The sequence below is a fragment of the Flagellimonas marinaquae genome (assembly GCF_003992675.1).
Lineage (GTDB): Bacteria > Bacteroidota > Bacteroidia > Flavobacteriales > Flavobacteriaceae > Flagellimonas > Flagellimonas marinaquae.
The window spans coordinates 810,337-836,194 of the sequence record NZ_RZMZ01000015.1 but is presented as its reverse complement, the minus strand read 5'-3'; the positions used below and the strand labels follow the sequence as shown (position 1 = coordinate 836,194).

The 25,858-nt window shown below is 42.6% G+C and carries 28 protein-coding genes; 11 read left to right on the top strand and 17 right to left on the bottom strand.

Going from position 1 to position 25,858, the window contains the following annotated elements:
• Nucleotides 1–23: 23 nt before the first annotated feature.
• The 8 genes from EO130_RS13170 to EO130_RS13135 form a co-directional block, all read right to left on the bottom strand.
• Nucleotides 24–464 (bottom strand): type 1 periplasmic binding fold superfamily protein, encoded by a 441-nt coding sequence (locus tag EO130_RS13170; RefSeq protein WP_313781450.1) that lies wholly within the window; start codon nt 462–464, stop codon nt 24–26.
• A gap of 129 nt (nt 465–593) precedes the next feature.
• A complete protein-coding gene (locus EO130_RS13165; protein WP_241244354.1) occupies nt 594–3,005 on the bottom strand; it encodes a TonB-dependent receptor in 2,412 nt (803 codons plus the stop codon).
• A gap of 451 nt (nt 3,006–3,456) precedes the next feature.
• Nucleotides 3,457–3,972: a DUF6787 family protein gene (locus EO130_RS13160; protein WP_127141963.1), complete on the bottom strand. Its 516-nt coding sequence runs from the start codon at nt 3,970–3,972 to the stop codon at nt 3,457–3,459.
• A 32-nt stretch (nt 3,973–4,004) separates the two neighbouring features.
• Nucleotides 4,005–4,463: a DUF6146 family protein gene (locus EO130_RS13155; protein WP_164732937.1), complete on the bottom strand. Its 459-nt coding sequence runs from the start codon at nt 4,461–4,463 to the stop codon at nt 4,005–4,007.
• Between the two features lie 70 nt (nt 4,464–4,533).
• Nucleotides 4,534–5,175: a DUF937 domain-containing protein gene (locus EO130_RS13150; protein WP_127141962.1), complete on the bottom strand. Its 642-nt coding sequence runs from the start codon at nt 5,173–5,175 to the stop codon at nt 4,534–4,536.
• A 76-nt stretch (nt 5,176–5,251) separates the two neighbouring features.
• Nucleotides 5,252–6,202, bottom strand: coding sequence for a D-2-hydroxyacid dehydrogenase (locus EO130_RS13145; protein WP_127142094.1), 951 nt, complete (start codon nt 6,200–6,202; stop codon nt 5,252–5,254).
• Between the two features lie 8 nt (nt 6,203–6,210).
• Nucleotides 6,211–7,275 carry a 3-phosphoserine/phosphohydroxythreonine transaminase gene (gene serC, locus EO130_RS13140; RefSeq protein ID WP_127141961.1) on the bottom strand — a complete coding sequence of 355 codons (1,065 nt, stop codon included), beginning with the start codon at nt 7,273–7,275 and terminating at the stop codon, nt 6,211–6,213.
• A gap of 71 nt (nt 7,276–7,346) precedes the next feature.
• Complete coding sequence (locus EO130_RS13135; RefSeq protein ID WP_127141960.1) at nt 7,347–8,393, bottom strand: acyl-CoA reductase; 1,047 nt, start codon at nt 8,391–8,393, stop codon at nt 7,347–7,349.
• An 85-nt stretch (nt 8,394–8,478) separates the two neighbouring features.
• Here EO130_RS13135 and EO130_RS13130 point away from each other — a divergent pair, with 85 nt between their 5' ends.
• From EO130_RS13130 to EO130_RS13105, 7 genes are all read left to right on the top strand, one after another.
• Complete coding sequence (locus EO130_RS13130; protein WP_127141959.1) at nt 8,479–8,832, top strand: 4Fe-4S dicluster domain-containing protein; 354 nt, start codon at nt 8,479–8,481, stop codon at nt 8,830–8,832.
• A 50-nt stretch (nt 8,833–8,882) separates the two neighbouring features.
• Entirely contained in the window at nt 8,883–9,011 is a 129-nt protein-coding gene (locus EO130_RS15650; RefSeq protein WP_262707328.1) for a hypothetical protein, read from the top strand.
• A 57-nt stretch (nt 9,012–9,068) separates the two neighbouring features.
• Nucleotides 9,069–10,163, top strand: a complete 1,095-nt coding sequence (ychF, locus tag EO130_RS13125; RefSeq protein ID WP_127141958.1) for a redox-regulated ATPase YchF — start codon at nt 9,069–9,071, stop codon at nt 10,161–10,163.
• Between the two features lie 67 nt (nt 10,164–10,230).
• Nucleotides 10,231–11,133 carry a DMT family transporter gene (locus EO130_RS13120; RefSeq protein ID WP_127141957.1) on the top strand — a complete coding sequence of 301 codons (903 nt, stop codon included), beginning with the start codon at nt 10,231–10,233 and terminating at the stop codon, nt 11,131–11,133.
• 102 nt (nt 11,134–11,235) lie between these two features.
• The gene (locus EO130_RS13115; protein ID WP_127141956.1) at nt 11,236–13,104 is read left to right on the top strand and encodes a DNA topoisomerase IV subunit B; all 1,869 of its coding nucleotides are present in this window, start codon (nt 11,236–11,238) and stop codon (nt 13,102–13,104) included.
• 15 nt (nt 13,105–13,119) lie between these two features.
• The gene (locus EO130_RS13110) at nt 13,120–15,747 is read left to right on the top strand and encodes a DNA gyrase/topoisomerase IV subunit A (protein WP_127141955.1); all 2,628 of its coding nucleotides are present in this window, start codon (nt 13,120–13,122) and stop codon (nt 15,745–15,747) included.
• A 70-nt stretch (nt 15,748–15,817) separates the two neighbouring features.
• Nucleotides 15,818–16,774: a sterol desaturase family protein gene (locus EO130_RS13105; protein ID WP_127141954.1), complete on the top strand. Its 957-nt coding sequence runs from the start codon at nt 15,818–15,820 to the stop codon at nt 16,772–16,774.
• A 36-nt stretch (nt 16,775–16,810) separates the two neighbouring features.
• Here the strand turns inward: EO130_RS13105 and EO130_RS13100 are convergent, their stop codons facing one another.
• On the bottom strand, nt 16,811–17,191 hold the full coding sequence (locus EO130_RS13100; RefSeq protein ID WP_127142093.1) for a DNA topoisomerase IV: 381 nt from the start codon (nt 17,189–17,191) through the stop codon (nt 16,811–16,813).
• Nucleotides 17,192–17,223: 32 nt separating this feature from the next.
• A complete protein-coding gene (locus tag EO130_RS13095; protein WP_127141953.1) occupies nt 17,224–17,634 on the bottom strand; it encodes a helix-turn-helix transcriptional regulator in 411 nt (136 codons plus the stop codon).
• Nucleotides 17,635–17,918: 284 nt separating this feature from the next.
• Here EO130_RS13095 and EO130_RS13090 point away from each other — a divergent pair, with 284 nt between their 5' ends.
• From EO130_RS13090 to EO130_RS13080, 3 genes are all read left to right on the top strand, one after another.
• Nucleotides 17,919–19,022: a M14 family metallopeptidase gene (locus EO130_RS13090; RefSeq protein WP_127141952.1), complete on the top strand. Its 1,104-nt coding sequence runs from the start codon at nt 17,919–17,921 to the stop codon at nt 19,020–19,022.
• Between the two features lie 99 nt (nt 19,023–19,121).
• Entirely contained in the window at nt 19,122–19,601 is a 480-nt protein-coding gene (locus EO130_RS13085; RefSeq protein ID WP_127141951.1) for an Lrp/AsnC family transcriptional regulator, read from the top strand.
• Nucleotides 19,602–19,615: 14 nt separating this feature from the next.
• A complete protein-coding gene (locus EO130_RS13080; RefSeq protein WP_127141950.1) occupies nt 19,616–20,131 on the top strand; it encodes a DinB family protein in 516 nt (171 codons plus the stop codon).
• 1 nt (nt 20,132) lies between these two features.
• On the opposite strand, the gene EO130_RS13075 is transcribed toward EO130_RS13080, so the two are convergent.
• Complete coding sequence (locus EO130_RS13075; RefSeq protein ID WP_127141949.1) at nt 20,133–20,459, bottom strand: hypothetical protein; 327 nt, start codon at nt 20,457–20,459, stop codon at nt 20,133–20,135.
• Between the two features lie 93 nt (nt 20,460–20,552).
• Entirely contained in the window at nt 20,553–21,608 is a 1,056-nt protein-coding gene (gene aroB / locus EO130_RS13070; RefSeq protein WP_127141948.1) for a 3-dehydroquinate synthase, read from the bottom strand.
• Between the two features lie 91 nt (nt 21,609–21,699).
• Here aroB and EO130_RS13065 point away from each other — a divergent pair, with 91 nt between their 5' ends.
• The gene (locus EO130_RS13065; RefSeq protein WP_127141947.1) at nt 21,700–22,872 is read left to right on the top strand and encodes a proline dehydrogenase family protein; all 1,173 of its coding nucleotides are present in this window, start codon (nt 21,700–21,702) and stop codon (nt 22,870–22,872) included.
• On the opposite strand, the gene EO130_RS13060 is transcribed toward EO130_RS13065, so the two are convergent.
• The 5 genes from EO130_RS13060 to tsaE form a co-directional block, all read right to left on the bottom strand.
• Entirely contained in the window at nt 22,869–23,243 is a 375-nt protein-coding gene (locus EO130_RS13060; RefSeq protein ID WP_127141946.1) for a DUF4258 domain-containing protein, read from the bottom strand. The two genes, EO130_RS13065 and EO130_RS13060, sit on opposite strands and share 4 nt — an antisense overlap.
• Before the next feature lie 5 nt (nt 23,244–23,248).
• On the bottom strand, nt 23,249–24,448 hold the full coding sequence (locus EO130_RS13055; protein WP_127141945.1) for an alanine dehydrogenase: 1,200 nt from the start codon (nt 24,446–24,448) through the stop codon (nt 23,249–23,251).
• Nucleotides 24,449–24,492: 44 nt separating this feature from the next.
• Nucleotides 24,493–25,038, bottom strand: coding sequence for a hypothetical protein (locus tag EO130_RS13050; RefSeq protein ID WP_127141944.1), 546 nt, complete (start codon nt 25,036–25,038; stop codon nt 24,493–24,495).
• Nucleotides 25,039–25,131: 93 nt separating this feature from the next.
• On the bottom strand, nt 25,132–25,266 hold the full coding sequence (locus EO130_RS15645; protein ID WP_262707327.1) for a hypothetical protein: 135 nt from the start codon (nt 25,264–25,266) through the stop codon (nt 25,132–25,134).
• 175 nt (nt 25,267–25,441) lie between these two features.
• Complete coding sequence (gene tsaE / locus EO130_RS13045) at nt 25,442–25,858, bottom strand: tRNA (adenosine(37)-N6)-threonylcarbamoyltransferase complex ATPase subunit type 1 TsaE (protein WP_127141943.1); 417 nt, start codon at nt 25,856–25,858, stop codon at nt 25,442–25,444.

The following is a 25,858-nucleotide window of genomic DNA, read 5'->3' as shown; positions in this document are numbered from 1 at the left end:
TAAAATATAAAAGTTGAAGTTATTTATTCGACAGTAATGGCGTAGGTGTCTGTAAAATCTGTTTCACCACCGGCATCGGTCAAGGTCCCATCATTAGGCTTCTTGGGCTCATGCACCAAGCTTACTTCCAAAGTCGCGTTTCCAGCTGCACCGGTCTCCAATGTAAAGGCTAATCCCAATGGATTCCCATTACCGTCTTGGTCATTATAAGTAATACTGCTAATACTTCCGGAAGGGATATAAAACACCTGGTGTTCATCATCTTCTTCCTCAACTTCCTCCGTGATGTCTTCGGCTGGAGATTCGGTTTCATTTAAAAACACTATAGAACCTGTGTAAGTGGTATTCGCCGTCAAATTACCAGAGATGTCGCGAACAGGAGTATTGGGTCCATCACCATCTAGGTCTTGGGTCTGGATAGTAATGTTGGTACCACCTCCTTCAGGAACAAGAGTAATCCTCATAGTTGTGATTGTCTCTTCTTCGTTGACTGGCGCTGGAGCATTATCATCATCAGAACAGGCTACGAATGAAAGTCCGATAAAAGCTAATAATAGAATTGATTTGATTGTTTTCATGATTATTTTAAAATTTTAATAATTGAGTTTTAGTTGTAAAGTAAAGTTTCGCCCCAAATCGTCGGCGAAAAATCGCTGACGGTTCAGGTAGTCCCTGTAATTTGTGTTTAAAAGATTACTTACGGCCAAAGTGGTGGTCAACTTGGTTTTGTTGGAAAACGGAAATTCCATTTTTGATCGAAAACCCAGCAAATGATAAGCGTCTGGAGCCGTATTGATTTCCAAAACCACATCTTCTTGTTGTTGTGGCGAAAACACCATGATGTTATCTGGTGTCTCGTTTTGGCGAAATACATACTGACTTTCCAACGAGGCTTCAAAACCATTCCATTCCGGCTTGGAAAACGTTACCGAGTTTCTCCAGTTGGCAGCAGGAATATTGATTAAGGCAATATCGGTATCCGTATCCTGTCCCTTCACCAAGGAAAATTTATGCTCCGTAATCCAATGATCGGTCCAATTGGAATATGCCGAAAAGTCAACTCCCAAAAGCCGAGCATTGGTCTGACGGTATTCCCAAACTGGAAATGAGCCACGAACCGTAAACTCAACACCGGTGGGCTCCAAAACAATAAAGTTTTGCACCCAATTGGCGTAGGGTTCCAAGAGAATTCCCCAAGTTGAAAAATCCTTTTCCAACGTGGTGGTTATCTTGTGTGATGTTTCGTTTTCGATACGCAAATCACCGAGCTCTATCCTCGCGGCGGAGTGATGCAACCCATCGCTAAAAAGTTCGGATGGATTGGGTGCCCGCTGTGCCAAAGCATAGTTCAGCTTAAGCTGTAGGCCATTCGTGGTGATGTATTTTCCGCCAACCGTTGCTGAGAAATTATGGTAATCCAAAACTGGATTGACCAATAATTGCGTGTCTAAATCCTCAACAATCAAATCCTGAAAGTCGTTATCATATCCACGTTCTTCCCAACGGGAGGTGCGATAAAACTTTTGGGCATCTATCTTGTTGTAATCGTATCGGATTCCAGCATCCAGCAATAACTGATTGGTGACCCTATACTCTCCAATCAAAAAGCTACCAAAGTCAATTTTTTCGTAATCCGGAATCAACCGGCGAACGCCAGTATCAGGATTGGCAAAATTGTCTTGATACCTTCCCATAAGACCCACAAGAATATTGATGTCGTCCTTGGTGTCCCACTTAAAATCAGTGGAAACGGTATGGGTGGTCAGCTCCAAATCGATGGACGGAATATTGTCCCTCTCGCCTCTACGGATATCGTATTCAAACCGTCGGTTACTTTGAAAATCGTACTGTACGTTCAACTTTCCTAAACCCTCAAAACGTTTGTAAAACTTAAGCTTCCCCAAATGATGGGTCACTTCTTGTCTAGGGTTTTGAAGGTCATAGGTAAAAGGTCTTATAATCGACGGTTCACCACTGTTGATGCTTCGTATCAAATCGTCCACGTTTCCGATATGTGATGCTCTTAAAATGGCAATCTCCGTATTGAAATAAGAATACCTAGCATCCCATCCCCAAGTAAAATGATGCTTACCTAGTTGCAAGGAAGCCGCAATTTCTTGGACACCCGTATTGGAAAGGACATAATCGGGCGCTTCGTGATCTCCCAAACGTTTGTAGGAACCTTGCCCTTTGATGAACCAACCGCTCTCGTAGGATTTGGTCAGCTCGGTTACGATATTTCCACCCCTTCCGTTGGATACACCGCTAAGAATCGTTTTTCCATAGATGCTATCTCGGCGCGGAATTCTGGCTTGCTCTGCTACAATGACACCGCCGATGGCATCACCTCCGTATTGAAGGGCCGAAGCTCCTTTGATTACGGAAACCGAACCTGCAGAATTAATATCTAGGGTAGGAGCGTGTTCTGCTCCCCATTCCATATCCTGCATCCGAACACCATCGTTCAGTACCAAAACACGGCTGCCATTTAACCCATGGATTGCCGGCTTCACAATGTTTGCCCCAGTATTGAGAGAAGAAACTCCCCCCAGTTCTTTTAAGGCATCGCCCAAATTGCCGGCACTATAATTTTCCAAGGTATTTAGGTTCAGGGTTTCCTCTTGTGCTGAATTGGTCTTGTCTCGAATAATGTTTCCCACCACTTTGACTTCATCCAATTCTTCCAAGTGATGTTCCAATTTTACTTCAATCTCCGTATCCCCATCGACCCTAACGTTCATCATTATGGTCGAACATTCTGGATGTGACACCTCTAGGGTATAGGTTCCAGAGCAGAGATTGGAAAATGTATATACACCATTGACTGTGGTAATCGACTCCATTTTGGTTTCAAGGATTAAAACCGTGGCACCCTCCAAGGGTGTTTTCTGATGATAATCCATAACCTGTCCGGACAGTGTGTATTCGCACTGTTGGGAATTGCCAAAAATGGGGAAAAACGAAATAAATGCAATGATAATCACTGCCTTGTTGCTAAATACCAATGGAATGTAATTTAGTAAGATTGAATTTTCTCCTGAGAGAATTGAATAACGACGATGGTCTAAGTTGCCACCGGTGGAGCCCTTAAGCTTTGAAATGATGCTTTAATAGGCTTGTAGACATATGCATAATACGCCGTTACATAAGTTAAGTCGGGCGTATTTACTGGTGTGTAGTTGAATGAAGAATTGAATAGAACTTTATTGACAAGCGTAAAATCATGAAAGTCACAATCTAAATGACCGTCATGAATATGATTGGTGCCATAATCAATACATTTCTTTTCATTATGATGCTCATATAAAGTATGCCCCAATTTAATGAACGAAGGAGCTAGAACAGCCACGGTCATTAACAGGGAACCAATGATAAGAATGTGTTTATGAGGTTTCATAACGATACGGCACAAAGTAAACAAGGTGAATCCTCTTTATATGTTAAAAAAACTATAAACTATGAGAGGAAAAAGCCTAATCCCATACGTTTCAACATCTTTTTCTCAAAATTCCAGAAAAATTCATATTGTCCAAATAACCAACCCACGCAGACCAACAAAATCTGGTAGATGGGAAATATCAAAAGTATACGTAATGTCCAATAGATAGCCGAATGTACATTTTCACTATCCAAACCAATCCAATGCACCAATGGGCCTGCCAGTTTTCCGGAAAGACTCCCCGTAATCGCAAAGACGATAAATATGACAATCATTTCCCATTTATAGGTCACCTTCCACTTGTTTTCCAGTTTTTTGAAGCACCAGAGGAAAAATTTTATCGAGACGAAATAGCCAATTAAGGTGACCCCTAGCGTAAACAACCATTCGTAAGCTGTATTATTAAGCCCAAATGCGTGCAACAGGCTTCGAGCAATAAGGTAAGCGGTAAGGAAGACTAAGGAGGCACCTAAGATGGGAAAGAGTACTTGCCAGGTTTTCTGGATTTCCCAACGCTGCTTTAGTTTTTGCATTGTCTCAATAAATTGAGTACAAAAATAAGAATTTATATTCTGGGGAGGAAGGGCCCTAGTCTTTGATTGTACTTTCTTTGAAAATAGATAAAGTAGTTGTACAGCTTATAATTCACCTCATACCCATAGTCAATACTGGGATCGTAATCGATGGGTAACTCATAAAGATTCGGATTCCATAATTGGGGTTGTACCACCCTTTGGTTCCAGTTCATCACCATAACCGCATTTCGGGTTTCCAAGAAAGTTTGCGAATAATATCCTTCCGGTCTGGCAATGGAATTTAGCCAAGTATAAAAACCGGGTTCAATGATGATGATTTCGTATTCGGTCTTATCATCTGAAATTTCCACAGGTTCTTCGTCGGTGGAGTCGAACACGGCTTTTTCTTCTTCAGATACGTCCAACGCCACTTTTTGGGAACCACAAGACATAAGACTAATACAAAGCATCGATAGGCTGAATAGCGCAATGGGAATATTCTTTTTCATACCCCTTAAAATACAAAAAAAGCCACTTGAACTTTCAAATGGCTTTGTTAATTATCGTTAAGCTTGGGCCTTATTTCCCAAAAAGACCGCCCAATACGCCGCCTAGCCCGCTTTTTTTCTGGTTTCCTCCATTAAGTACCATTCCGGCCAGATCATCGATAACGCTGCCATCTCCGTCACTGTCCAAAAAGGTTTCGATAAGGGATTGCTGCTTGGCGGCTGTTTTATTGCCTCCCATCAATCCTCCCAGTAATCCGTTCAAGCCTTCGGGGCTGCTTACATTTTGCTGACGGGTCTGTTTTCCCAAATAACCCAATAAAATTGGGGCCGCAATTTTTAAGATTTGAGAAATCGCACCAGCATCAAGTCCTGATTTACTGCTTAGGGCATTTTCTACTTGAGGCTGCTTGGAACCGAGCACATGGCCCAATATTCCTGCTCCGTCGTCCATCACGTGTTGGTCGACACCGCCTCCAAAGAGACCGCCCAAATCGTCCAAAATACCGCCATCGTGTTTGGAAGAAAGCGCATCCATAAGTCCTTGCGCCCCTCCCGGGGTGGCTGCATTTTTCTTCATGGCTCCCATTAAAAGGGGCATTGCCATGCTCAATACTTCTGCTGTTTTATTTTCGGGTTGCCCTGTTTGTCTGGCAACGCCGCTGACCAATTGTTTGCCCATGGGGCTATTGATCAATTCCAATAATCCTGACATTGTGTTAGTGTTAAGGTTAGAGTGACAATGTACAAAAAAGTGGGGTTTGGACAGATATTTTCCATCCGCAAACCTTTCATTTTTGCAATTTGATAAGTTTTTGCGCCAATTCCATACCAATTCGTTGCTGGGCTTCCATAGTAGATCCTCCAATATGTGGACTCAGGGATATCTTTGGGTTCATCAAAATCTTGATTTCAGGGTTGGGCTCAGATTCAAAAACATCCAAACCTGCGAAGGCCAAATGGTCATTCTCCAGTGCTTCAACCAATGCCACTTCGTCCAACACACCGCCCCTTGAGGTATTAATGATTCCAGATCCTGGTTTCATTAATCCCAATTCTTTCTTCCCGATAACATAGTTTTCTTGGGAGGGCACGTGCAAACTCACAAAATCGGATTGGGAAAGCACTTCTTTCAACTCGATGCTTTGCAATTTGAATTCAATAGACCTTCCATCAAAAAAAGGAATGGATATGGTCGCTTCCTTTGTAGTGTGGTCCGTAAAAAGAACTTCCATACCAAGGGCCAAGGCCATTCTGGCTGTTGCTTGACCGATTCTACCAAAACCTACTATACCCAGGGTTTTCCCTCTTAGTTCAACGCCTGCCGCATAGCTCTTTTTCAGTTGCTTGAACTGACTATCGCCTTCCAAGGGCATGTGCCTATTAGCGTCGTGCAAAAAGCGGACTCCGTTGAGTAGGTGCGCAAATACAAGTTCTGCAACAGATTCAGAAGAGGCCTCTGGGGTGTTAAAAACGGTTATCCCTTTGGATTCGGCATGGGCCACATCTATATTGTCCAAACCTACACCTCCGCGCCCGATTACTTTTAAATCGGGGCAATCGTCCATAAGTTTTTTATCTACTTTGGTGGCACTGCGGACCAAAAGGCCTGTTATTTTATTGCTGTTGATGTAATTGGCCAACTGCTCTTGGGCCACGTGTGTTGTTTTTACCTCAAACCCTTCCTTTTCCAAAAGGTCGATTCCCTCCTGGGCCATTCCGTCGTTTGCTAAAATTTTCACCATTTAGACTATCCTTTCTTTTCCAATTCACTCATAATGTCTACTAGAACTCCTACACTTTCCATAGGCAATGCGTTGTACATGGAAGCCCTGTAACCACCTACAGATCGGTGACCGTTGATCCCACTTATTCCGGCTTCCTTGCACATATCATCAAAAACGTCCTTGAGTTCATCATCGGTAATATTAAAGGTGGCGTTCATAATCGAGCGGTCTTCTTTGGCCGCAATTCCGTAGAAAACTGGGTTGAGTTCAATTTCGGAATAAATAAGATTGGCCTTACGCTCGTTGATTTCTTCGATTGCGGCTATTCCGCCCAAGTCTTTCAGCCATTGCATGGTTAGCATAGAGACGTATACCGCGAAAACGGGAGGGGTATTGAACATGCTTTCCTTGGCCACATGCACGGAATAATCCATCATGGATGGGATTTTGCGGGATACCTTGCCCAGAATATCTTCTTTCACTACGACTAGGGTGGTTCCGGCAGGACCCATATTTTTCTGTGCTCCTGCATAGATTAAATCAAACTGGGAAAAATCCAATTGTCTGGAAAAGATGTCGGAGCTCATATCGCACACCAAAGGCACATCGGTTTTAGGGAATTCCTTGATTTGCGTTCCATAAATGGTATTGTTGGAGGTCAAATGCAAATAATCAAGATCTGATGGGATATCATATCCCTTTGGGATATACTTAAAATTATCTTCCTGTGAGGAGGCCACTTCAACCACTTCACCGAACAGACGAGCTTCCTTTATCGCTTTTTGGCTCCACGTTCCTGTATTCACGTAGCCTGCCTTGGTATCCAAAAGGTTATAGGCAGCCATTAAAAACTGCATGCTTGCACCACCTTGCAGAAACAGTGCCTGATACCCCTTGCCTTCAAGGCCTAAGAGTTCCAGTGCCAAAGCACGAGCCTTTTCCATAATGGCGACAAACTCTTTGCTGCGGTGAGAGATTTCTATAAGAGAAAGTCCAATGCCATCCAGTTCCAAAACGGCTTCGGAAGCTTTTTGCATCACCTCTGCGGGCAAAATGCAGGGACCTGCGCTAAAATTATGCTTTTTCATTTCCTTGGTTTAGGGGTTAAAGGTCTAAAAAAATGTTGGATAAAGGAACGTTTTCCAAGCTTAGGATTTGATTAAAGTTGAAGCAGAAACTCCATCGTGTCGATTCCGTCCGCATAGTCGGTCAAACTTGGCTTTTGGGTCTCACCAAATCCGACATGGTCGTCATGTAAGCCTTTGGAGACCATACATTGGATTTGTTCTTCCATTCCACCCAATTGTTCCATCAATTTGGACTCGTTGTCATAATAGGAATAAAACAACACTGAGATAGGAGAGGCCAAGGCTTCGTCTTCCTTCAAAATCAAAAAGCCGTTGTCCAGAATGTTGAATTCGCTCATCAGATAAACCGCCTTATTGTAGTCGTAATTATTGGCATATTTATGCTGGTTGATGATGTCCTTGTAGGGGTATAGGGCCTTGAACAATACATCAAAATCGTAACCTTTGGGCACAAAGATCTTGGATACATTGCGGCAACCGAGACCATAATATCGAAAAATATCTGCTCCCAAGGCGTTCAATTGCTCCTGACTTTCCCTTCCGGTCAATACAGCTATCGAATTTCTATTTTTTCGGATGATGTTCGGTTTTTTTCCAAAATAGTATTCAAAATAACGGCTGGTATTGTTGCTTCCCGTGGCAATCACAGCGTCAAAATCTTTGAGTTTATCGTCCACAAAGCTGATCTTATCGGAAAAGGAAGGCTCCTGTTCCACTAAGAACCTTACCAGGTAGGGCAGGAGTAGCTTATCGTTGGAGGATTGTTTGGCCAAGACCCTATTGCCCGATAACACTACGCACAAAAAATCATGAAAACCGACTAGAGGGATGTTTCCGGCCATCACAATACCGATGTTTTTCGGCTGCTTGTCTGGATTGAACGAATAGCGGGACATCCAGTCCATGATGTTTTTTTCGGTGAGCAAAGTGCCCCATTGTTGTAGGGCAAACAACAGGTTATCTTCCGTAAACCAGCCATTTTGATGCCCTGCCGTCACAATGACCTCTTTTAGTTCGGCATTGGTTTCCTGCTTGTTGCGGTAATAAGTATCACAAAAATCCGTTAGGAATTCTCCAAGTTTAACAAAAGGTTTTATGGTATTTGTATCTGGTGCCATTAAATTTGTACACTAATTTACTAGGGTTTATTTTTGTCAAAAGTAAGCATGCTGATAAAAATCAGCCCTAAAGGAAAAGAAAATTATGGCAATTATTATAACAGATGAGTGCATCAATTGCGGTGCCTGCGAGCCAGAATGCCCAAACACCGCTATTTACGAAGGTGCAGATGAATGGAGATATAGTGAGGGAACCTCGCTGAAGGGCGATGTTGTACTTCCAAACGGGAAAGAAGTAAATGCCGACGAAGTCCAAGAGCCAGTTAGTGATGAGATTTATTATATAGTTCCTGACAAATGCACGGAATGTCAAGGCTTTCACGAAGAACCACAATGCGCGGCGGTATGCCCAGTGGATTGTTGCGTTCCCGATGAAGACCATGTGGAAACAGAAGAAGAACTGTTGGGCAAGCAAAAATTTATGCATCCCGATGGTTAAGCCATAAAAAACATTAATTTTAGCCCTGAACCTTAGTTCGGGGTTTTTTTATGCAAGAAAAAGAAAAGGAATATAACGGAATTTGGAAACAATTGGGCTGCATTCTGTCCTTGGTGGCCATCTTGGGCATCATGGCGGTATTCATAGTGAGTTTCTATCTATTGCTCCGAAATTACTAATGGCCGGTACCAAAACTTCACCTTATATTTGCAGCCTTAAAAATACAACGTAATTAGATGAAAGCAGGTATCGTAGGATTGCCCAACGTCGGAAAGTCGACTCTTTTTAACTGTTTGTCCAACGCAAAGGCACAGAGCGCCAATTTCCCTTTTTGTACCATTGAGCCCAACATTGGGGTGGTGAATGTGCCCGACCAGCGGTTGGAGAAACTGGAGGAATTGGTAAATCCAGAACGAGTGGTGCCTGCCACTGTGGAGATTGTGGATATTGCCGGTTTGGTAAAAGGGGCCAGCAAAGGCGAAGGACTGGGAAACCAATTTTTGGGAAATATTCGCGAAACCGACGCCATTCTTCACGTACTTCGTTGCTTTGACAACGATAATGTAGTACACGTGGATGGTTCCGTAGACCCTATTCGGGACAAGGAAACCATCGATATGGAACTTCAATTGAAGGATTTGGAGAGCGTTGAGAAAAAACTCGATAAAGTAAAGCGTGCTGCCAAAACCGGCAACAAGGAGGCTCAAAAAGAAGAGACAGTGCTGATGGCCCTAAAGGAAGGCTTGGAGGCCGGTACGTCTGTTCGTGCCATTACCTTAAGTGAGGATGACTGGGAAGAATTTGTAAAGCCGATGCAGTTGATTACCGACAAACCTGTAATGTACGTCTGTAATGTAGATGAAGAATCCGCCACAAAGGGTAACGCGTATGTGGAAAAAGTAAAGGCGGCCGTGGCCAATGAAAATGCAGAGGTCATTTTTCTTGCTGTGGGCACCGAGGCTGACATTACTGAATTGGAAACTTACGAAGAGCGCCAAATGTTTTTGGAGGATTTGGGACTTTCAGAGCCAGGTTCTGCCAAACTTATACGCGGCGCCTATAAACTGCTCAATTTGGAAACCTATTTTACAGCAGGCGTCAAAGAAGTCCGCGCCTGGACCATTCCCGTTGGTGCAACCGCTCCACAAGCTGCTGGGGTCATTCACACTGATTTTGAAAAAGGCTTTATCCGTGCAGAGGTCATCTCGTACGACGATTATGTGAAATACGGTAGCGAAGCCAAGGTCAAAGAAGCCGGCCGCATGAGGGTAGAGGGCAAAGAATACATCGTAAAAGACGGTGATGTGATGCACTTTAGGTTCAATGTGTAGTCCTTGAACATTGTAATCCATCCATTTTTCAGTTTTTCAAGTTTCGGACAAGGTCTAGATTTGTGGCATGTCCAATAAAAGTTTAGGCGTTTTGTACGGGGTTTTGGGAGTGGTGTTGTTTTCTTCCAAGGCCGTGATGGTAAAGCTGGCCTATGGTTACGATGTAGATACGTTGGACCTGCTCCTATTTCGCATGATCTTCTCCTTGCCGTTTTATATTTTCATTCTCTTTTTGATTCGGAAAAAGACAGCTAATATGATCATCGGCACAAAAGATTATGTATGGCTCTTTTTGTTTGGCTTTGTGGGCTATTATTTGGCCAGCTACTTCGATTTTTTGGGATTGAATTACATCAAGGCGGGACTAGAGCGCATCATCTTGTTCGTGTACCCCACCATTGTCGTGTTTTTGAGTTGGCTCGCCTTCAAACAAAAAATAACCAAAGTCCAGACCATTGCCATATTGATTACCTATTTGGGTGTGCTCATCACCTTTTGGGACGAACTGGATGTTGGCGGAAACGAAGTTTTGGTAGGCGGTTTTCTGGTACTGCTCAGCGCCATCACCTACGCTTCCTATTTGGTGGGCAGTGGTTGGTTGATTCCCAAATTTGGCGTGCTCCGTTTTACTTGTTACGCTATGATCGTTTCCACCTTTTGCATTGTGATACATTATCTGTTTGCTGGTGACTGGGGATTTATGGAGTATCCTTGGCAAGTTTATGCTTATGGACTGGCCATGGCCATTTTTGCCACGTTGATTCCCTCGTTTCTGGTATCCGCGGCCATTGAGCGCTTGGGCGCCTCCAATTTTTCAATTTTAGGAAGTTTGGGGCCAGTTTCCACCATTTTGTTGGCCTATGTATTTTTGGATGAAAAACTGACCTATTGGCAATTAGCCGGAATGTCCATTGTGATTTTTGGAGTAACCTACCTCTCCGTTCAAAGTAAAAAGCGTGCTAAAGCCTGATTTATATTAACAATATCCATTTTTTATTGTTGATTACTTTCTGTGTCGTACCCTTTTATTTTTGCTCCGAAATTTTATATTGCAAGGATTAACCCTTTACTAATGGCAGACACCCAATATACTGAGGATAATATCCGTTCGCTCGATTGGAAGGAGCATATTCGCATGCGTCCCGGGATGTACATTGGAAAATTGGGAGATGGTTCCTCTGCGGACGACGGTATTTACATTCTTCTCAAAGAGGTCATCGATAACTGTATCGATGAATTTGTGATGGGAGCTGGAAAGACCATCGAAATCAATATTAAAGATAACACCGTCCACGTTCGTGATTATGGCCGGGGCATTCCTTTAGGAAAGGTGGTGGACGTGGTCTCCAAAATGAATACAGGGGGCAAGTACGATACCCGAGCATTTAAAAAGTCCGTAGGATTGAACGGGGTAGGGACCAAGGCCGTAAATGCACTTTCCGCATATTTTCGTGTAGAATCCTATAGGGAAGGAAAATCCAAGTCGGCCGAATTTGAAACGGGAAACCTGATCAATGAAGAATTTTTGGAAGAATCATCCAGAAGAAAGGGAACCAAGGTCAGTTTTACGCCCGACGAAACCATCTTCAAAAAATACAAATACCGAAACGAGTATGTGGAACGCATGCTCAGAAACTACGTTTATCTCAATCCAGGCCTCACCATCGTTTTCAATGGTGAAAAATTCTATTCAGAAAATGGCCTTAAGGATTTGTTGGAGGACAACAATAACGAGGATGACTTTCTGTACCCTATCATTCACTTAAAAGGGGATGATATTGAGGTGGCCATGACCCACAGCAAGACCCAGTACAGCGAGGAGTATCATTCCTTTGTGAATGGACAGCACACCACCCAAGGAGGAACGCACCAATCTGCATTTCGAGAAGCCGTGGTTAAGACCATCCGTGACTTTTATGGTAAAAATTACGACGCTTCGGATGTGAGGAAATCCATTATATCCGCAGTTTCCATCAAAGTAATGGAGCCCGTTTTTGAAAGTCAGACCAAGACCAAATTGGGTTCTACCGATATGGGAGGGGACTTACCTACCGTAAGAACCTTCATCAACGACTTTGTTGGTACCCAATTGGACAATTATCTGCACAAGAATCCGCAAACGGCGGAAGCTCTTCAAAAGAAAATAGTGCAGGCCGAAAAGGAACGCAAGGAACTTTCGGGCATTCGTAAATTGGCCCGGGAACGAGCCAAAAAGGCCAGTCTCCACAATAAAAAACTGCGTGATTGCCGCATTCACCTGCAGGATATGAAAAAGGACAGGCGGTTGGAGACTACACTCTTCATTACCGAGGGTGACTCTGCATCCGGTTCCATCACCAAATCACGGGATGTAAATACGCAGGCTGTGTTCAGTCTTCGCGGAAAGCCCTTGAACTCCTACGGGATGTCCAAAAAAATCGTGTACGAGAACGAAGAGTTCAATCTATTGCAAGCAGCGTTGAACATTGAAGATTCCATGGAAGACCTTCGTTACAATAATATTGTGATTGCTACGGATGCCGATGTGGACGGAATGCACATCCGTTTGCTCTTGATTACTTTCTTTTTACAATTTTTCCCTGAGTTGATCAAGGAAAACCACTTATATATCCTCCAAACCCCATTGTTTAGGGTCCGAAATAAAAAAGAGACCATTTACTGTTACAGTGAAGAGGAAAGAAGACAGGCCATTGAGAAACTCTCCGGAAAACCAGAAATTACCCGATTTAAGGGATTGGGCGAAATTTCCCCGGACGAGTTCAAAAACTTTATTGGTGATGATATCCGTTTGGAACCTGTAATGCTCGACAAGGCCATGAGCATTGACGCCCTGCTGAAATTTTACATGGGCAAAAATACGCCGGATAGACAAGATTTCATCATAAACAATCTTAAAGTGGAACTTGACCTCGTTGAAGAAAACCAACTACAACCCAAATAAATGCCGCCTTTCTAAATGGAAGAGAACGAAGAACTGAACGATGAAAGTTTAGAAAACCAAGACGAGTCGCAAGATAGCCTGGTGAAGGTCACCGGGATGTACAAAGATTGGTTTTTGGATTACGCTTCCTACGTAATCTTGGAACGTGCCGTACCAGCCATCGAAGATGGATTCAAGCCCGTTCAACGCCGCATCATGCATGCCCTCAAGGAGTTGGATGACGGACGCTACAACAAAGTGGCCAACGTGGTAGGTCATACCATGCAATATCACCCACATGGGGATGCCAGTATCGCCGACGCTATGGTGCAATTGGGCCAAAAAGACCTCCTTATCGACACCCAAGGGAACTGGGGAAACATATTAACAGGGGATGGGGCAGCAGCCTCTCGTTACATAGAGGCCAGATTATCAAAATTTGCCCTCGAAGTGGTGTACAGCCCAAAGATTACGGATTGGCAGCTTTCGTATGACGGTCGAAAAAAAGAACCTGTTCATCTTCCCGTTAAATTCCCGCTTCTGCTAGCACAAGGAGCAGAAGGAATTGCCGTTGGTCTATCTACCAAAATATTGCCGCACAATTTCATCGAGCTCATCGATGCTTCCATTAAACATCTGAAAGGGAAGCGATTCACTTTAGTGCCCGATTTTCCTACGGCGGGCATCATTGATGTCACCAACTATAATGATGGGATGCGTGGTGGAAAAATTAGGGTTCGTGCCAAAATATCCACGCTGGACAAGAACACCTTGGTCATCAACGAAATACCCTACGGCACCAATACATCCTCTTTAATTGATTCCATCCTAAAGGCTAACGATAAGGGGAAAATCAAAATCAAAAGGATAGAGGACAACACTGCAGCCGAAGTAGAGATTTTAGTGCATTTGCCCAATGGAATCTCTCCGGACAAGACGATAGATGCACTCTACGCCTTCACGGCTTGCGAAAGTTCCATTTCGCCATTGGGCTGTGTCATAGAAGATAACAAGCCTTTATTTATAGGAGTCAAGGAAATGCTGGAGCGTTCAACGGACAACACCGTTGAACTACTTAAAGCAGAACTTGAAATACAATTGAACGAACTTGAGGAACAATGGCATTTTGCTTCCTTGGAGCGCATTTTTATCGAAAATAGGATTTATCGGGACATTGAGGAGGAGGAAACCTGGGAAGGCGTTATAGCTGCCATCGACAAAGGGTTGAAGCCACATATTTCCCATTTAAAACGAGAAGTCACCAGAGACGATATTGTTCGGTTGACCGAAATCCGCATCAAACGGATCTCAAAGTTCGATCTGGAGAAAGCACAACAGCTTATCGATAGTCTGGAAGAAAGAATTGCCGAGACCAAGCATCATTTGGAACATTTGGTAGACTATGCCATTGCTTATTTCAAGGAGCTTAAAAAGAAATACGGCGAGGGTAGGGAACGCAAATCCGAGATTAGAATATTTGATGATATCGAAGCCACTAAAGTGGTTATTCGAAACACCAAATTATACGTGAACAGGGAAGAGGGCTTTATTGGAACTTCCTTAAAACGTGACGAATATGTAACGGATTGTAGTGATATTGATGATATTATCGTCTTTACCCAAAAAGGGGAAATGATGGTAACCAAGGTGGATTCCAAGGTGTTTGTGGGGAAAAATATCATCCACGTAGCCGTGTTTAAAAAGAAGGACAAGCGGACTACCTACAATATGATTTACAAAAGTATGAAGGGCGGACCGAGTTATGTGAAACGATTCAACGTTACGAGTATGACACGGGACAAGATATACGAGCTTGCCGGGGACAAACCCACTTCCGAAGTCCTCTACTTTTCGGCCAATCCCAATGGCGAAGCAGAAGTAGTGACCGTGATGCTGCGTCAGTCGGGAAGCATCAAAAAATTGAAATGGGACCTTGACTTCTCCGATGTGTTGATCAAAGGGCGAAGCTCCAAAGGGAATTTGGTTACGAAATACGCCATAAAGCGCATCGAACTCAAAGAAAAGGGCGTTTCGACCCTTAAACCAAGAAAAATTTGGTTTGATGATGTGGTCAACCGCTTGAATGTGGACGGAAGGGGCGAACTGCTTGGGGAGTTTAAAGGAGATGACCTTCTGTTGGTCGTAGATCAAAAAGGCATGGTCAAGACCATTCCACCAGATTTGCTTACCCGATTTAACGATGACATGATCATACTGGAGAAATGGAACCCCCAAAAACCTATTTCTGTGGTGCATTATGTAGGGGACAAGGAACGTTTTTACCTCAAACGATTCTTAATCGAAAACCCCAACAAGGAGGAATTGGTCATCGATGAGGACCCAAAGTCCTATTTAGAGTTGGTATCCACGGATTGGAGGCCCATGCTCGAGATCGAGTTCATAAAACCGAGGGGGAAAGACCCCAAACCCAATTTGGAAGTAAATGTAGAGGAGTTTATAACTGTAAAAGGAATAAAAGCCATTGGTAATCAGCTGACTCCTGAAAAGGTAAAAAGTATTAATATTCTAAACCCGCTACCATATGAAGAACCCGAAGAAACTAGGGCAGAGGATATGGAAGTAGTGGACGAAGAACAAATAGACAATGATGATAGCGATATTGATACAAAGAATGACGGTTCCGATCAAACTACTTTGTTTTAAAGCTTTTTATGGTTAATTTGCTCGTTTAGAATTACACATGTCAAAAGCACACATTGCTTAAAATTTCTTTATGGACTTTACAAACCCCCTGGTCTATGGCGTGCCAGTATTCATTGCCTTTATATTACTGGAATTAACTTATAGCAAAACTCACGATCACGACGAACTTTATAATTGGAAAGATCTCGCTGCGAGTGGTTTTATGGGAATAGGTTCCGCGATTTTGGGGCCCTTGTTCAAGGTTGCCTTTGCCATACTGCTTTTTGAAGGGACGTATGAAATTTTTAATCCCGTGGTTGATGGGGTACGTACCAACATTATGGGCTATGCTTCTTTTGGGTATGCCTGGTACGTTTGGATTTTGTGCCAATTGGCAGACGATTTCACCTACTATTGGTTCCATCGAGCCAACCACGAAGTCCGCATTTTGTGGGCCGCTCATATTGTTCACCATTCCTCGGATAATTTTAATTTGGGAACTGCCATTCGCAACGGCTGGTTCACCATTTTGTACAAGCCCTTCTTTTATATTTGGATGCCTGCCATCGGTTTTCCCCCAGAAATGGTTTTGGTGTGCCTTGGAATAGAGGCTTTGTGGCAGTTTCAATTACATACCGTTTATGTTCCTAAACTTGGATTTTTGGAAAAAATCTTCAACACCCACACCATGCACCAAGTACATCATGCCCAGAATGTGGAGTATTTGGATAAAAACCATGGAGGGTTCTTGAATATATTTGACAAAATATTTGGAACTTGGAAAGAGTTGGATGATGATATTGATGTGAAATATGGGGTCATCCATGCGCCCAACTCTTATAATCCTGTGGTGATTTTGACGCATGAATTCAAAGATATTTGGAACGATGTCAAAAAATCCAAAAAACTATCCCACAAGCTCATGTATATTTTTGGCCCTCCCGGATGGAGCCATGATGGAAGCACGCTTACCGTTAAACAGCAACAAAGATTGTTTGAAAAACACAAAGAATCCAGTCCAGATTTGGCTTACCAACGGCCTAATTAGCATGTGCTGAGAGCAAATCGGGGAAAAGGCAGCGCCCTAATCTTCGATTTTTTCCGCGGTACCCTTAAATTTTTTATTCTCGCCTACAATGTTGTACTCAAAGGTGTAGGAGGAATCAGAGGTGGTGAGTATTTTGATATGGATAGGTCTCTCCTCGGCCTTGTTCTTTGGGTTCAGATTTTTCAGGATATATTCACAATCGTTGATCCAACGGATGGACGAAGAATCTATCTTACCTTCAAACTCATCTATTTCCATTTTTTCCGTCCTCCGAAACACTGTTTCCTTTTCTTCTCCATTGATATTGGCCTTAAAGGAGAAGGAGCCGGTCTTAAAATCTTTACAATTCCGCTCAGGAGGCTGGCCACATGCGAACATGAATACAATAACTAGGGAAGAAAATAGACGTCTTATCATGAGTACAAAGTAACGGAAAGAACGTGAAACCATCAATCCTTTTTTGCGCGAAACGTCTTAAAAGTTCCGTCAGGATAGAAAAACACGATTTTGTTAGGCTCTCCCGCTACAACGGTTTTTTTGGAAGGAGAAGGGAAATCTAGTTCTGGGTTATCAGGAATCAATTTTTCTGGAAAAATATCTTCTCTCTGTTCATTTTTTGATTTCTCGGGACTAGACTCGTCTTTTGGAAAATTTCCTTCTCCTTTCAACAACCAATATAAATCTACCTCAGGGTAGGTGGTTACCAGTTTCATGATGAAATCCAAACTAGGCTTGTTTCTGCCATTGAGCAAATGAGAGATACTGGACCGCTGTACACCAATCTCATCGGCAAAGGCTGAAACGGACAGTTCTAAATAGTCAATAACCTGTTCTATTCTGGCAACAATATCTTTGTTCACAAATGTAAATTTATATACTTCAAAGATAATCGAATTGTTTGAAATGGCTTATATGGTTTACTAATAACAACATCAATAAATAAACTATTAGTTTAATTAACAACAATTAATACGTTGAAAAGTAGTATTTTATATCATTTAAAGTAAATTCTGTTTACATATGTGTAATAGATGGTTGCAGCACAGCTCGGAACTGATACAAATGTATTTTGATTGTTCACATTTTTGTTTACAATTGTAAAAATAGGGATGGTTACTTTTGTAAACTTTAATTCAAACGATACATGCAAGAACATTCCCTTTATAAAGAAAAGTCCATAAAAGGCCGATATATCAATGCTGATTCCATTCAAGGATGTTTTGAAAAAGTGCGCTCACCACTGATTCCAATCGGAAATTCAGTTAAGGGAATAGCACTGCACGCTTTTACACTGGGTAAGGGACCAAAAAAAATACTCATGTGGTCGCAAATGCACGGGAATGAATCCACTACCACCAAAGCCGTCTGGGATATGGTCAATTTTCTGGAATCAGAGGACAAAATGGCTGTAGAAATTCTGCAGAAGTGTACGCTAATGGTAGTTCCTATGCTCAACCCAGACGGCGCAGCAGCCTACACGCGGGAAAACAACAACGAAATCGACTTGAACCGGGATGCCAAAAACTTGAGTCAACCGGAAAGTATTGCCTTACGGCAGTTGTTTGATGCATTCCAGCCCGATTTCTGTTTTAATCTACATGACCAAAGAACTTTGTTTAGCGCAGGACAAAACAACCGTCCCGCGACAGTTTCCTTTTTATCCCCGGCAAGCAAACCAGAACGGGACATTACGCCCAATAGGGAGATGGCCATGAAATTGATTGTCGCTATGAACCGTCGTTTACAAAACATCATTCCAGGGCAGGTGGGAAGATATGACGATGGTTTTAATGACAATTGTGTTGGGGATACGTTTCAAATGTTGGGAGTGCCTACGGTATTGTTCGAGGCAGGACATTTCCCCAATGATTATGAGCGCGAGAAAACACGGGAATTTATTTTTATTTCATTAGTAGAAGCCTTGCTCACGATTGCCAAGGAGGAAATAGAAATGTTTAAGACTGATGATTATTTTTCGATACCTAATAACTACAAACTGTTTTTTGATGTCCTGGTCAAAAATCCAAAGCTGGTCAATGATGCCTTTGCAATTGAACAGTCCGTGGGAATTCGTTTTAAGGAAGTATTGGATGGCAAAACGATAGTTTTTCGTCCAGAGATTGCGGAAATCGGCGTCTTAGAAGGCTTTTATGGTCACCAGACCATAGAATGTATTGATACCAAGGATTTTGGCTTTTCCTTTGAGCGGCAAGAAATACTAGATTTACTTCGAGAATTCAAGAATTAAAAGTAGTTTGGCTTAGGTTCTTGCGTTTTATTTAAAAAATAACCAATTTTATTACGTAAATTTCCTTTTTTAACTAATTTTGCTGCAAAATTTAATGTAATGAATAAAGTTAAACTCGACGAAATAGATCACCAGATATTGGATATGTTGATCGATAACACCCGTACACCTTTTACGGACATCGCAAAGAAATTGCTCATTTCCGCAGGTACGGTTCACGTCCGCGTCAAAAAAATGGAAGAATCCGGTATTATCAAAGGTTCTTCGCTTACACTTGATTATGTTAAATTGGGCTATTCCTTTATAGCCTATGTGGGGATATTTTTGGAGAAAACGCACCAGACCAAATTCGTTTTGGAGCGATTGAGCCAAATACCCTACGTTACCGTGGCGCATATTACCACGGGTAAGTTCAATATCTTCTGCAAGATCAGGGCTAGGGATACCACGCATGCCAAGAACATTATCTTTAAAATAGATGACATCGATGGTATTAGCAGGACCGAGACCATGATATCCTTGGAGGAGAGCATCAACGATAAACGTCGTCTAATGCACACCATTTTCAACGAGCTTTAATCTCTTTTACGTAGATGTTACTTTCGGAACTTCCCACGTCGGAATACAATCCCTTTTACCATACGTATGTGATGGCACTTGGAAATGTTGATTTGTTGGATGAATTAAAGCAAGGAAAGCAGGACTTGCTATCCCTGTTGGAAGAAATCCCCGAAGAAAGACTCACCTACGCCTACGCGGAGGGTAAATGGACCGTGGCAGAGGCATTGGTGCACATGTTCGATACGGAACGGATTTTTCAATATAGGGCGCTTTGTATTGCCAGAAACGATAAAAGCGAGTTTCCCGGCTTTGATCAAGATGCGTATGTTCCTGTTTCAAATGCCAATAAGCGCAGTAAAAGAGAGTTGATTGACGAATATGTGGCCGTACGGGATTCGTCTATTACGCTTTTTGCCTCCTTGGATGAGGAAGCACTCAAAAGGGTAGGGGTTGCCAGTGGTTCAAAAATAAGCGTTCGCGCACTGGGTTTTATAACCAGTGGGCACCAAGCGCACCACATTCGTATTTTGAGGGAAAGATACTTGTAGACTAATAACTGTCTTCGCTTTCCAACTCTTCCGAGGCGGATTCCAATGCTTCAAATGAGTCCTCTTCAAATTCAGGGGTTACCAAATCCTTATCCAATTCCTTTTCAATGGTTTCATCAAAATTGGCAATAAAGTTGGAAAGGCTCTTACTGATTTTAACCAAATAGATGGTATCCTCTGTTCGTACTTCCACGGTTTCCAGCACCTCGCCATTGGGCTTTTTAATGGTGATGATATCGTCGTCGCCATAACCATCTGGATAGGCATCGATTAATCTGGCGGCCACGGCGTGGTCCAGTTTTTTGTAGTCAATCAAAATTCGTTTCATAATGGTCAGTTATTACTTTATTCCTAAGCTAGGAATTTTCGAATTTGATACGATCAAAGAGTTGCGAATACAAAAAAAGAGTATATCAAAGAGCTATTCCTCGTAGTAAGCAAAAGCTTTTGGGAATAATTCCTCAGGAACTTTTATATCGGTAACAGCAGTTCCAATCGCTTGCAGCAGCACAAAATTTACGTTGCCGTGGGAGTTTTTCTTATCGTATTTCAACAATTGCAGAATGGCATCGATATCCTCCTCGTTAAAATCCACACGGTCAAAATGTGCCAAAAACCCTTTTTTGATGTCATCCAATGCTAGCCTCGACAATCCGCGGAGTTCGTGAGACAGGTATCCTTCCAAAATCATCCCCACGGCAATGGCTTCTCCATGGAGGAGGGTCCGCTTGTTCGGGTTATCCAAGCAATAGGATTCGATGGCGTGCCCAAGGGTATGGCCAAAATTCAAGATTTTTCGCAAACCCTGTTCGGTTGGGTCCTGCAGAACCACTTCATTTTTAATGGCAATGGACTTCTGAATGCAGGCAGGATCGGTAAAGTTCTGGTTTTCGGTCAAATCGTTCCAATAGGCTTTATCCTGAATCAACCCGTGTTTTAGCATTTCTGCATAACCACTTTTGGTCTGTCTTTCATCCAGTGTTTTCAAAAACTCTGGAAATACCAGGACCATTTGGGGCTGGTTGATCACCCCGATCTGATTTTTTAAAGAGCCCAAATCCACTCCGGTCTTTCCTCCAATGGAGGCATCTACCATGGAGAGCAGGGTGGTAGGGATGTTGATAAAGTCGATGCCACGTTTAAAGGTAGAGGCCACAAAACCGCCCATATCGGTGAGTACGCCCCCTCCAAGATTGATCAATAAGCTTTTTCGGTCACCATCCAAACGGGAGAGTTGTTCCCAAAGCTGCAAACACGTATGGATGTGCTTGTGCTCTTCCCCAGAAGGAATCTCAAGAACGGCATCAATGGCACTTTCAAACATATCCAAAAACAAGGGCTTGCAATGCAGTTTGGTGTTCTCGTCCACCAAAAGAAAGATCTTGGAATATTTATTTTGGGCAACATGTTGGTTCAGAGCTGCTTTTGCCAATTCGTTGATATGTACCTCGTAGGACTGTGATTTAACCGACTCCATAATTTTAATTACACTGCTAAATAAAGACTATTTTTATATATACGGTTCAGGTTTGCGTACTTATCTTTGAATCTTAAATGGATGATAATTAATGCGACCGAATTTTGAGAATACTGCAATAGCTTTTGAGCTAAAGTCGGACTCCCAGTTGGAGCGAGCCTATTTCTTATTCAAATTGATTTCCAAAGAACCCCTGGTGCGTATTGGTACCGCGGTGACCAATTTTGCCATAAAGGCCCATTTACCCGTTGAGGGGTTGATCAGGGCCACCGTTTTTGATCATTTCTGTGGTGGAGTGAATGAAAAGGATTGTTTGCCCATTATCGATAATATGTACGGTAACGGGGTATACTCGATTTTGGATTATTCCGCCGAAGGAAAATCGGTGGACAATCAATTCGATTTTGCCATGGAAAAGACTTTGGAGATCCTTGATTTTGTAAAGGAGAAGGATGCCATGCCCTTTGCGGTGTTTAAACCCACCGGTTTTGGTCGTTTTAAGCTATTTGAGAAAGTATCCCAAGGAAGCGAGCTATCTGAAAATGAACAAGCAGAGTGGGGCCGTTTGGTGAACCGGTTTGACAGAGTTTGCCAAAAGGCACATCAACTGGATGTGGCCTTGCTTATTGATGCAGAGGAAAGTTGGATGCAGGATGCCGCAGACGACCTTGTGCTCGATATGATGCGCAAATACAACAAAGAAAAAGCAATTGTTTACAATACCTTCCAAATGTACCGTTGGGACCGTATGGGCTATATTGTGAAATTGCACGAAATGGCCAAGGAAGAAGGATTTAAGATTGGCGCCAAGGTAGTGCGTGGAGCCTACATGGAGAAGGAGAACGATAGAGCGGATGAGAAAGGATATGAAAGCCCCATTTGCAAAAACAAAAGACTGACTGATGAAAATTTTGATGCTGCCATTGATTATATGATGGAGCATTTGAAGGACTTCTCCATTTTCTCGGGTACGCACAACGAGAAAAGCACCTTAAAACTGGTGGATTTAATGGAGGACCGGGGCATCGAATCCAACGATGGCCGTATTTGGTTTGGGCAATTATTTGGAATGAGCGACCATATCACCTACAATTTGGCCGCTCAAGGATACCATGCCGTGAAGTATGTCCCCTACGGACCAGTTCGGGATGTAATGCCCTATTTGATACGCAGGGCAGAAGAAAACACTTCTGTTGCGGGGCAAACTTCCAGGGAACTCGCTTTAATTGAAAAGGAACGGAAACGTAGGAAGTTGGAGGATTAGTCAAAGGCGGTTACACTTTCCACCAATACTTCCTCTTTACAATTTTTTGCGGTAAGTTCCCATTCTTGTCCCGCATGCTCGTGTGAAATCACATAGGTTTTACAAGGCTCGGATTTGGTATCACTTTTCCCAAAATCCACGTCGCCTTCTTTTAAGAATGACTGTATTAGTAGGGTGTCACGGTATGTTTCCGGCAAATTCTCTGAGAACGTTATGGGTTTGGACCGCATATCCTTGAGTACCCTACAATTGGGCAAATAGCAAAAATCCAAGCCACCTTCCCCTGTTTTTTTCTTCAGTATAAAAACCAAAAAAATCAATCCTATGGATAGGCCAACCAAGTACCATCCCAATCGTTTCAAAAATGCCATTTCAATTAAAAAATAAGAAAATTAATGTCGTTGTAGTTCAGCCCAAACCAATCGCCTACCGATTTGTTGGTCAAAATACCGTGATACATGTAGAGTCCGTTGCGCAGTCCTTTGTCAAACCTGAGCGAATGTTCAAGGCCTCCTTCTTCACCGATTTTCAATAAATAGGGCGTAAAGATATTGCTGATGGAAATGGAGGAGGTACGCGGATAGCGCGATGGGATATTCGGCACACCGTAATGGACCACACCGTACTTTTCAAAAGTAGGTTTTCTGTGGGTGGTGATCTCCGAGGTTTCAAAGCAACCGCCCATATCGATACTTACATCAATGATTACGGAACCCTTTTTCATATTTTCCACCATGGATTTGGATACCACAATAGGGGAGCGATCCTTTCCACGGGTTGCGCCAATGGCCACATCGCAGCGTTTTAGTGATTTTAATAGGTTTTTGGGTTGCACGGTAGAGGTGTACAAGGTCCGATTCAGATTTGTCTGTAGTTTCCTGAGTTTGCTGATGGAATTGTCAAACACCTTCACATTGGCACCCAATCCCAAAGCGGACCTTGCTGCATATTCGCCCACGGTTCCTGCTCCGATAATGACGACTTCCACCGGTGGAACACCACTAATGTTACCGAACATCAATCCGTTCCCTGTTGACGGGTTCGACATTAGTTCGGAAGCAATGAGAATGGAGGAGATGCCCGCAATCTCGCTCAAGGAACGGACCGCAGGATAATTGCCATCATCGTCGCGGATGTATTCAAAGGCAATGGCCGTTAGTCTTCGCTTGGCCATAACCTCAAAATATTCCTTGTTCTGGGTCTTTATTTGTAGCGCAGAAATAACAATGGTCTGCGGGTTCAACATATCTATTTCTGAAAGGGTGGGAGGTTCCACCTTTAAAATCAACGGACAGGAAAACACTTTTTTGGTGTCCCTTGTGATTTCGGCTCCTGCATTGGTATAGTCAATATCCGAAAAATTGGCCCCTTCACCAGCTCCGGATTCCAACAATACACGATGACCGTTTGCCGTGATAGCGTTTACGGCATCTGGGGTAAGGCAAACCCGCTTTTCTTGGTATTGGTTTTCTTTGGGAATTCCAATGAAAAGTTCGCCCTTTTGTTTAATGACCTCCAGGGTTTCTTCTTGGGGAAGCAGTTGTTGTTTGCTAAAAGGAGAGGAAGCTTGGCTCATATGCAGTAAATCTATTCAAGATACCTAAAGGTATTTGAGCAAATTTACATTTTTTTTGAAGCAGTCTTTCTGCGCTGTTCCAATTTCTCGCGCTCTTTACGCAATTCCTCTTTTTCCTTTAGAATTTGAAGCTCGGTATCCATCGCATCCAAATCAATGCCATGCACGTGTTTATCCACCAGTTTTACCCTGATAAAATACACGATGGGTATAACCACCATAGTCACAGCGATAACATACAGGATCTCATTTTCGTCAATGCGTTCACTGTTGGAGTAATTCAATACCGTGAACAATTGAAAACTGTACATAGCTATGGGGATCAATATAGCGTGGTACCACCAGTTTTTGGAAGTGACGAACCAGATGACCAATAAGAGAAGGGGAACAACTTTGTTCAAGTAATAATAAAATGCCAAACTAACATCATCGAACCCATTGTGACCAAAATCTATACCAAGGAATGTCCATGTTTCGACACCAACTGGCAAATATTTATATCCATAAAATAGTAGAGGAGAAATAGCGATAAAAAGTGCCACTACTCCTTCTATTACAAATTTCTTTCTAATTCTAGCCTTGTCCTTCATTGTTGTAGATAACTAAAAAAAGGACGGATTATTGTAAAAAAAAATAATCCCTTTCCGAAAAAAGGGATTATTAGACAGTTAGGATAAAATCAACTATAATTTCTTAAGCTGACTTTTTTTAATACTAGTAGTTTGGTCTTTGTCAATTTTAACAACGCTAGTCGAAACAGCGGTCATTGCCAAAAATGCAACAGCTAGTAATCCAAAAAAAACTTTTTTAGTGTTCATCGTAAAAGAGTTTTTGGTTAATAAATGAATTCATTCACAAAGCAAATGTAGGAAAATATTTCAACTAACCACACCTTTTATCGATAAAATTGGTTTTTTAACGTAAAAAAATGTCATTTCATCGAAATCGGCTTGCTCTGTGCAATAATTTCTTTGAAGATAGACCGATTGTGTTTTAAGAAACATTTAACTCGATTGAACGCGTGCTTTCTTCGATAAAGTGCAAGAATACCCCCACAGCATCGTCTGGTAACAAGGAGGCAATTTTATCTGGCCATTCTATAAACAACCACGCGTCCGAATTTAAGTAATCCTCGAAGCCCATGTCCAAGGCTTCCATTTCATCCTCGAGTCGATAAAAATCAAAATGATAGGCTAGGGGCACGTCATTTGTATCGCAATATTCATTTACGAGGCCGAAAGTAGGGCTGTTGGCAATATCCACCGCCCCGAGTTCTTTTACCATTGCTTTCACCAAAGTCGTTTTGCCCACGCCCATATCTCCATACAGGCAAAGCACTTTGTTGGGTGCGTTTTGAAGGACCTCTTTGGCTATCTGGTGGATGTCATCCAACTGAAATTGTCGTTTCAC

Bases quoted from the DNA above. Each gene is read 5' to 3' on its own strand.
- EO130_RS13105 (WP_127141954.1), top strand. From the start codon at position 15,818: ATGGACTTTACAAACCCCCTGGTCTATGGCGTGCCAGTATTCATTGCC.
- EO130_RS15645 (WP_262707327.1), bottom strand. From the start codon at position 25,266: ATGAACACTAAAAAAGTTTTTTTTGGATTACTAGCTGTTGCATTTTTG.
- EO130_RS13080 (WP_127141950.1), top strand. From the start codon at position 19,616: ATGTTACTTTCGGAACTTCCCACGTCGGAATACAATCCCTTTTACCAT.
- EO130_RS13170 (WP_313781450.1), bottom strand. From the start codon at position 464: ATGAGGATTACTCTTGTTCCTGAAGGAGGTGGTACCAACATTACTATC.
- EO130_RS13115 (WP_127141956.1), top strand. From the start codon at position 11,236: ATGGCAGACACCCAATATACTGAGGATAATATCCGTTCGCTCGATTGG.
- serC (WP_127141961.1), bottom strand. From the start codon at position 7,275: ATGAAAAAGCATAATTTTAGCGCAGGTCCCTGCATTTTGCCCGCAGAG.
- EO130_RS13065 (WP_127141947.1), top strand. From the start codon at position 21,700: ATGCGACCGAATTTTGAGAATACTGCAATAGCTTTTGAGCTAAAGTCG.
- ychF (WP_127141958.1), top strand. From the start codon at position 9,069: ATGAAAGCAGGTATCGTAGGATTGCCCAACGTCGGAAAGTCGACTCTT.
- EO130_RS13120 (WP_127141957.1), top strand. From the start codon at position 10,231: ATGTCCAATAAAAGTTTAGGCGTTTTGTACGGGGTTTTGGGAGTGGTG.
- EO130_RS15650 (WP_262707328.1), top strand. From the start codon at position 8,883: ATGCAAGAAAAAGAAAAGGAATATAACGGAATTTGGAAACAATTGGGC.
- EO130_RS13060 (WP_127141946.1), bottom strand. From the start codon at position 23,243: ATGGCATTTTTGAAACGATTGGGATGGTACTTGGTTGGCCTATCCATA.
- EO130_RS13100 (WP_127142093.1), bottom strand. From the start codon at position 17,191: ATGATAAGACGTCTATTTTCTTCCCTAGTTATTGTATTCATGTTCGCA.
- EO130_RS13085 (WP_127141951.1), top strand. From the start codon at position 19,122: ATGAATAAAGTTAAACTCGACGAAATAGATCACCAGATATTGGATATG.
- EO130_RS13135 (WP_127141960.1), bottom strand. From the start codon at position 8,393: ATGGCACCAGATACAAATACCATAAAACCTTTTGTTAAACTTGGAGAA.
- aroB (WP_127141948.1), bottom strand. From the start codon at position 21,608: ATGGAGTCGGTTAAATCACAGTCCTACGAGGTACATATCAACGAATTG.
- EO130_RS13055 (WP_127141945.1), bottom strand. From the start codon at position 24,448: ATGAGCCAAGCTTCCTCTCCTTTTAGCAAACAACAACTGCTTCCCCAA.
- EO130_RS13110 (WP_127141955.1), top strand. From the start codon at position 13,120: ATGGAAGAGAACGAAGAACTGAACGATGAAAGTTTAGAAAACCAAGAC.
- EO130_RS13160 (WP_127141963.1), bottom strand. From the start codon at position 3,972: ATGCAAAAACTAAAGCAGCGTTGGGAAATCCAGAAAACCTGGCAAGTA.
- EO130_RS13130 (WP_127141959.1), top strand. From the start codon at position 8,479: ATGGCAATTATTATAACAGATGAGTGCATCAATTGCGGTGCCTGCGAG.
- EO130_RS13090 (WP_127141952.1), top strand. From the start codon at position 17,919: ATGCAAGAACATTCCCTTTATAAAGAAAAGTCCATAAAAGGCCGATAT.
- EO130_RS13155 (WP_164732937.1), bottom strand. From the start codon at position 4,463: ATGAAAAAGAATATTCCCATTGCGCTATTCAGCCTATCGATGCTTTGT.
- EO130_RS13150 (WP_127141962.1), bottom strand. From the start codon at position 5,175: ATGTCAGGATTATTGGAATTGATCAATAGCCCCATGGGCAAACAATTG.
- EO130_RS13075 (WP_127141949.1), bottom strand. From the start codon at position 20,459: ATGAAACGAATTTTGATTGACTACAAAAAACTGGACCACGCCGTGGCC.
- EO130_RS13050 (WP_127141944.1), bottom strand. From the start codon at position 25,038: ATGAAGGACAAGGCTAGAATTAGAAAGAAATTTGTAATAGAAGGAGTA.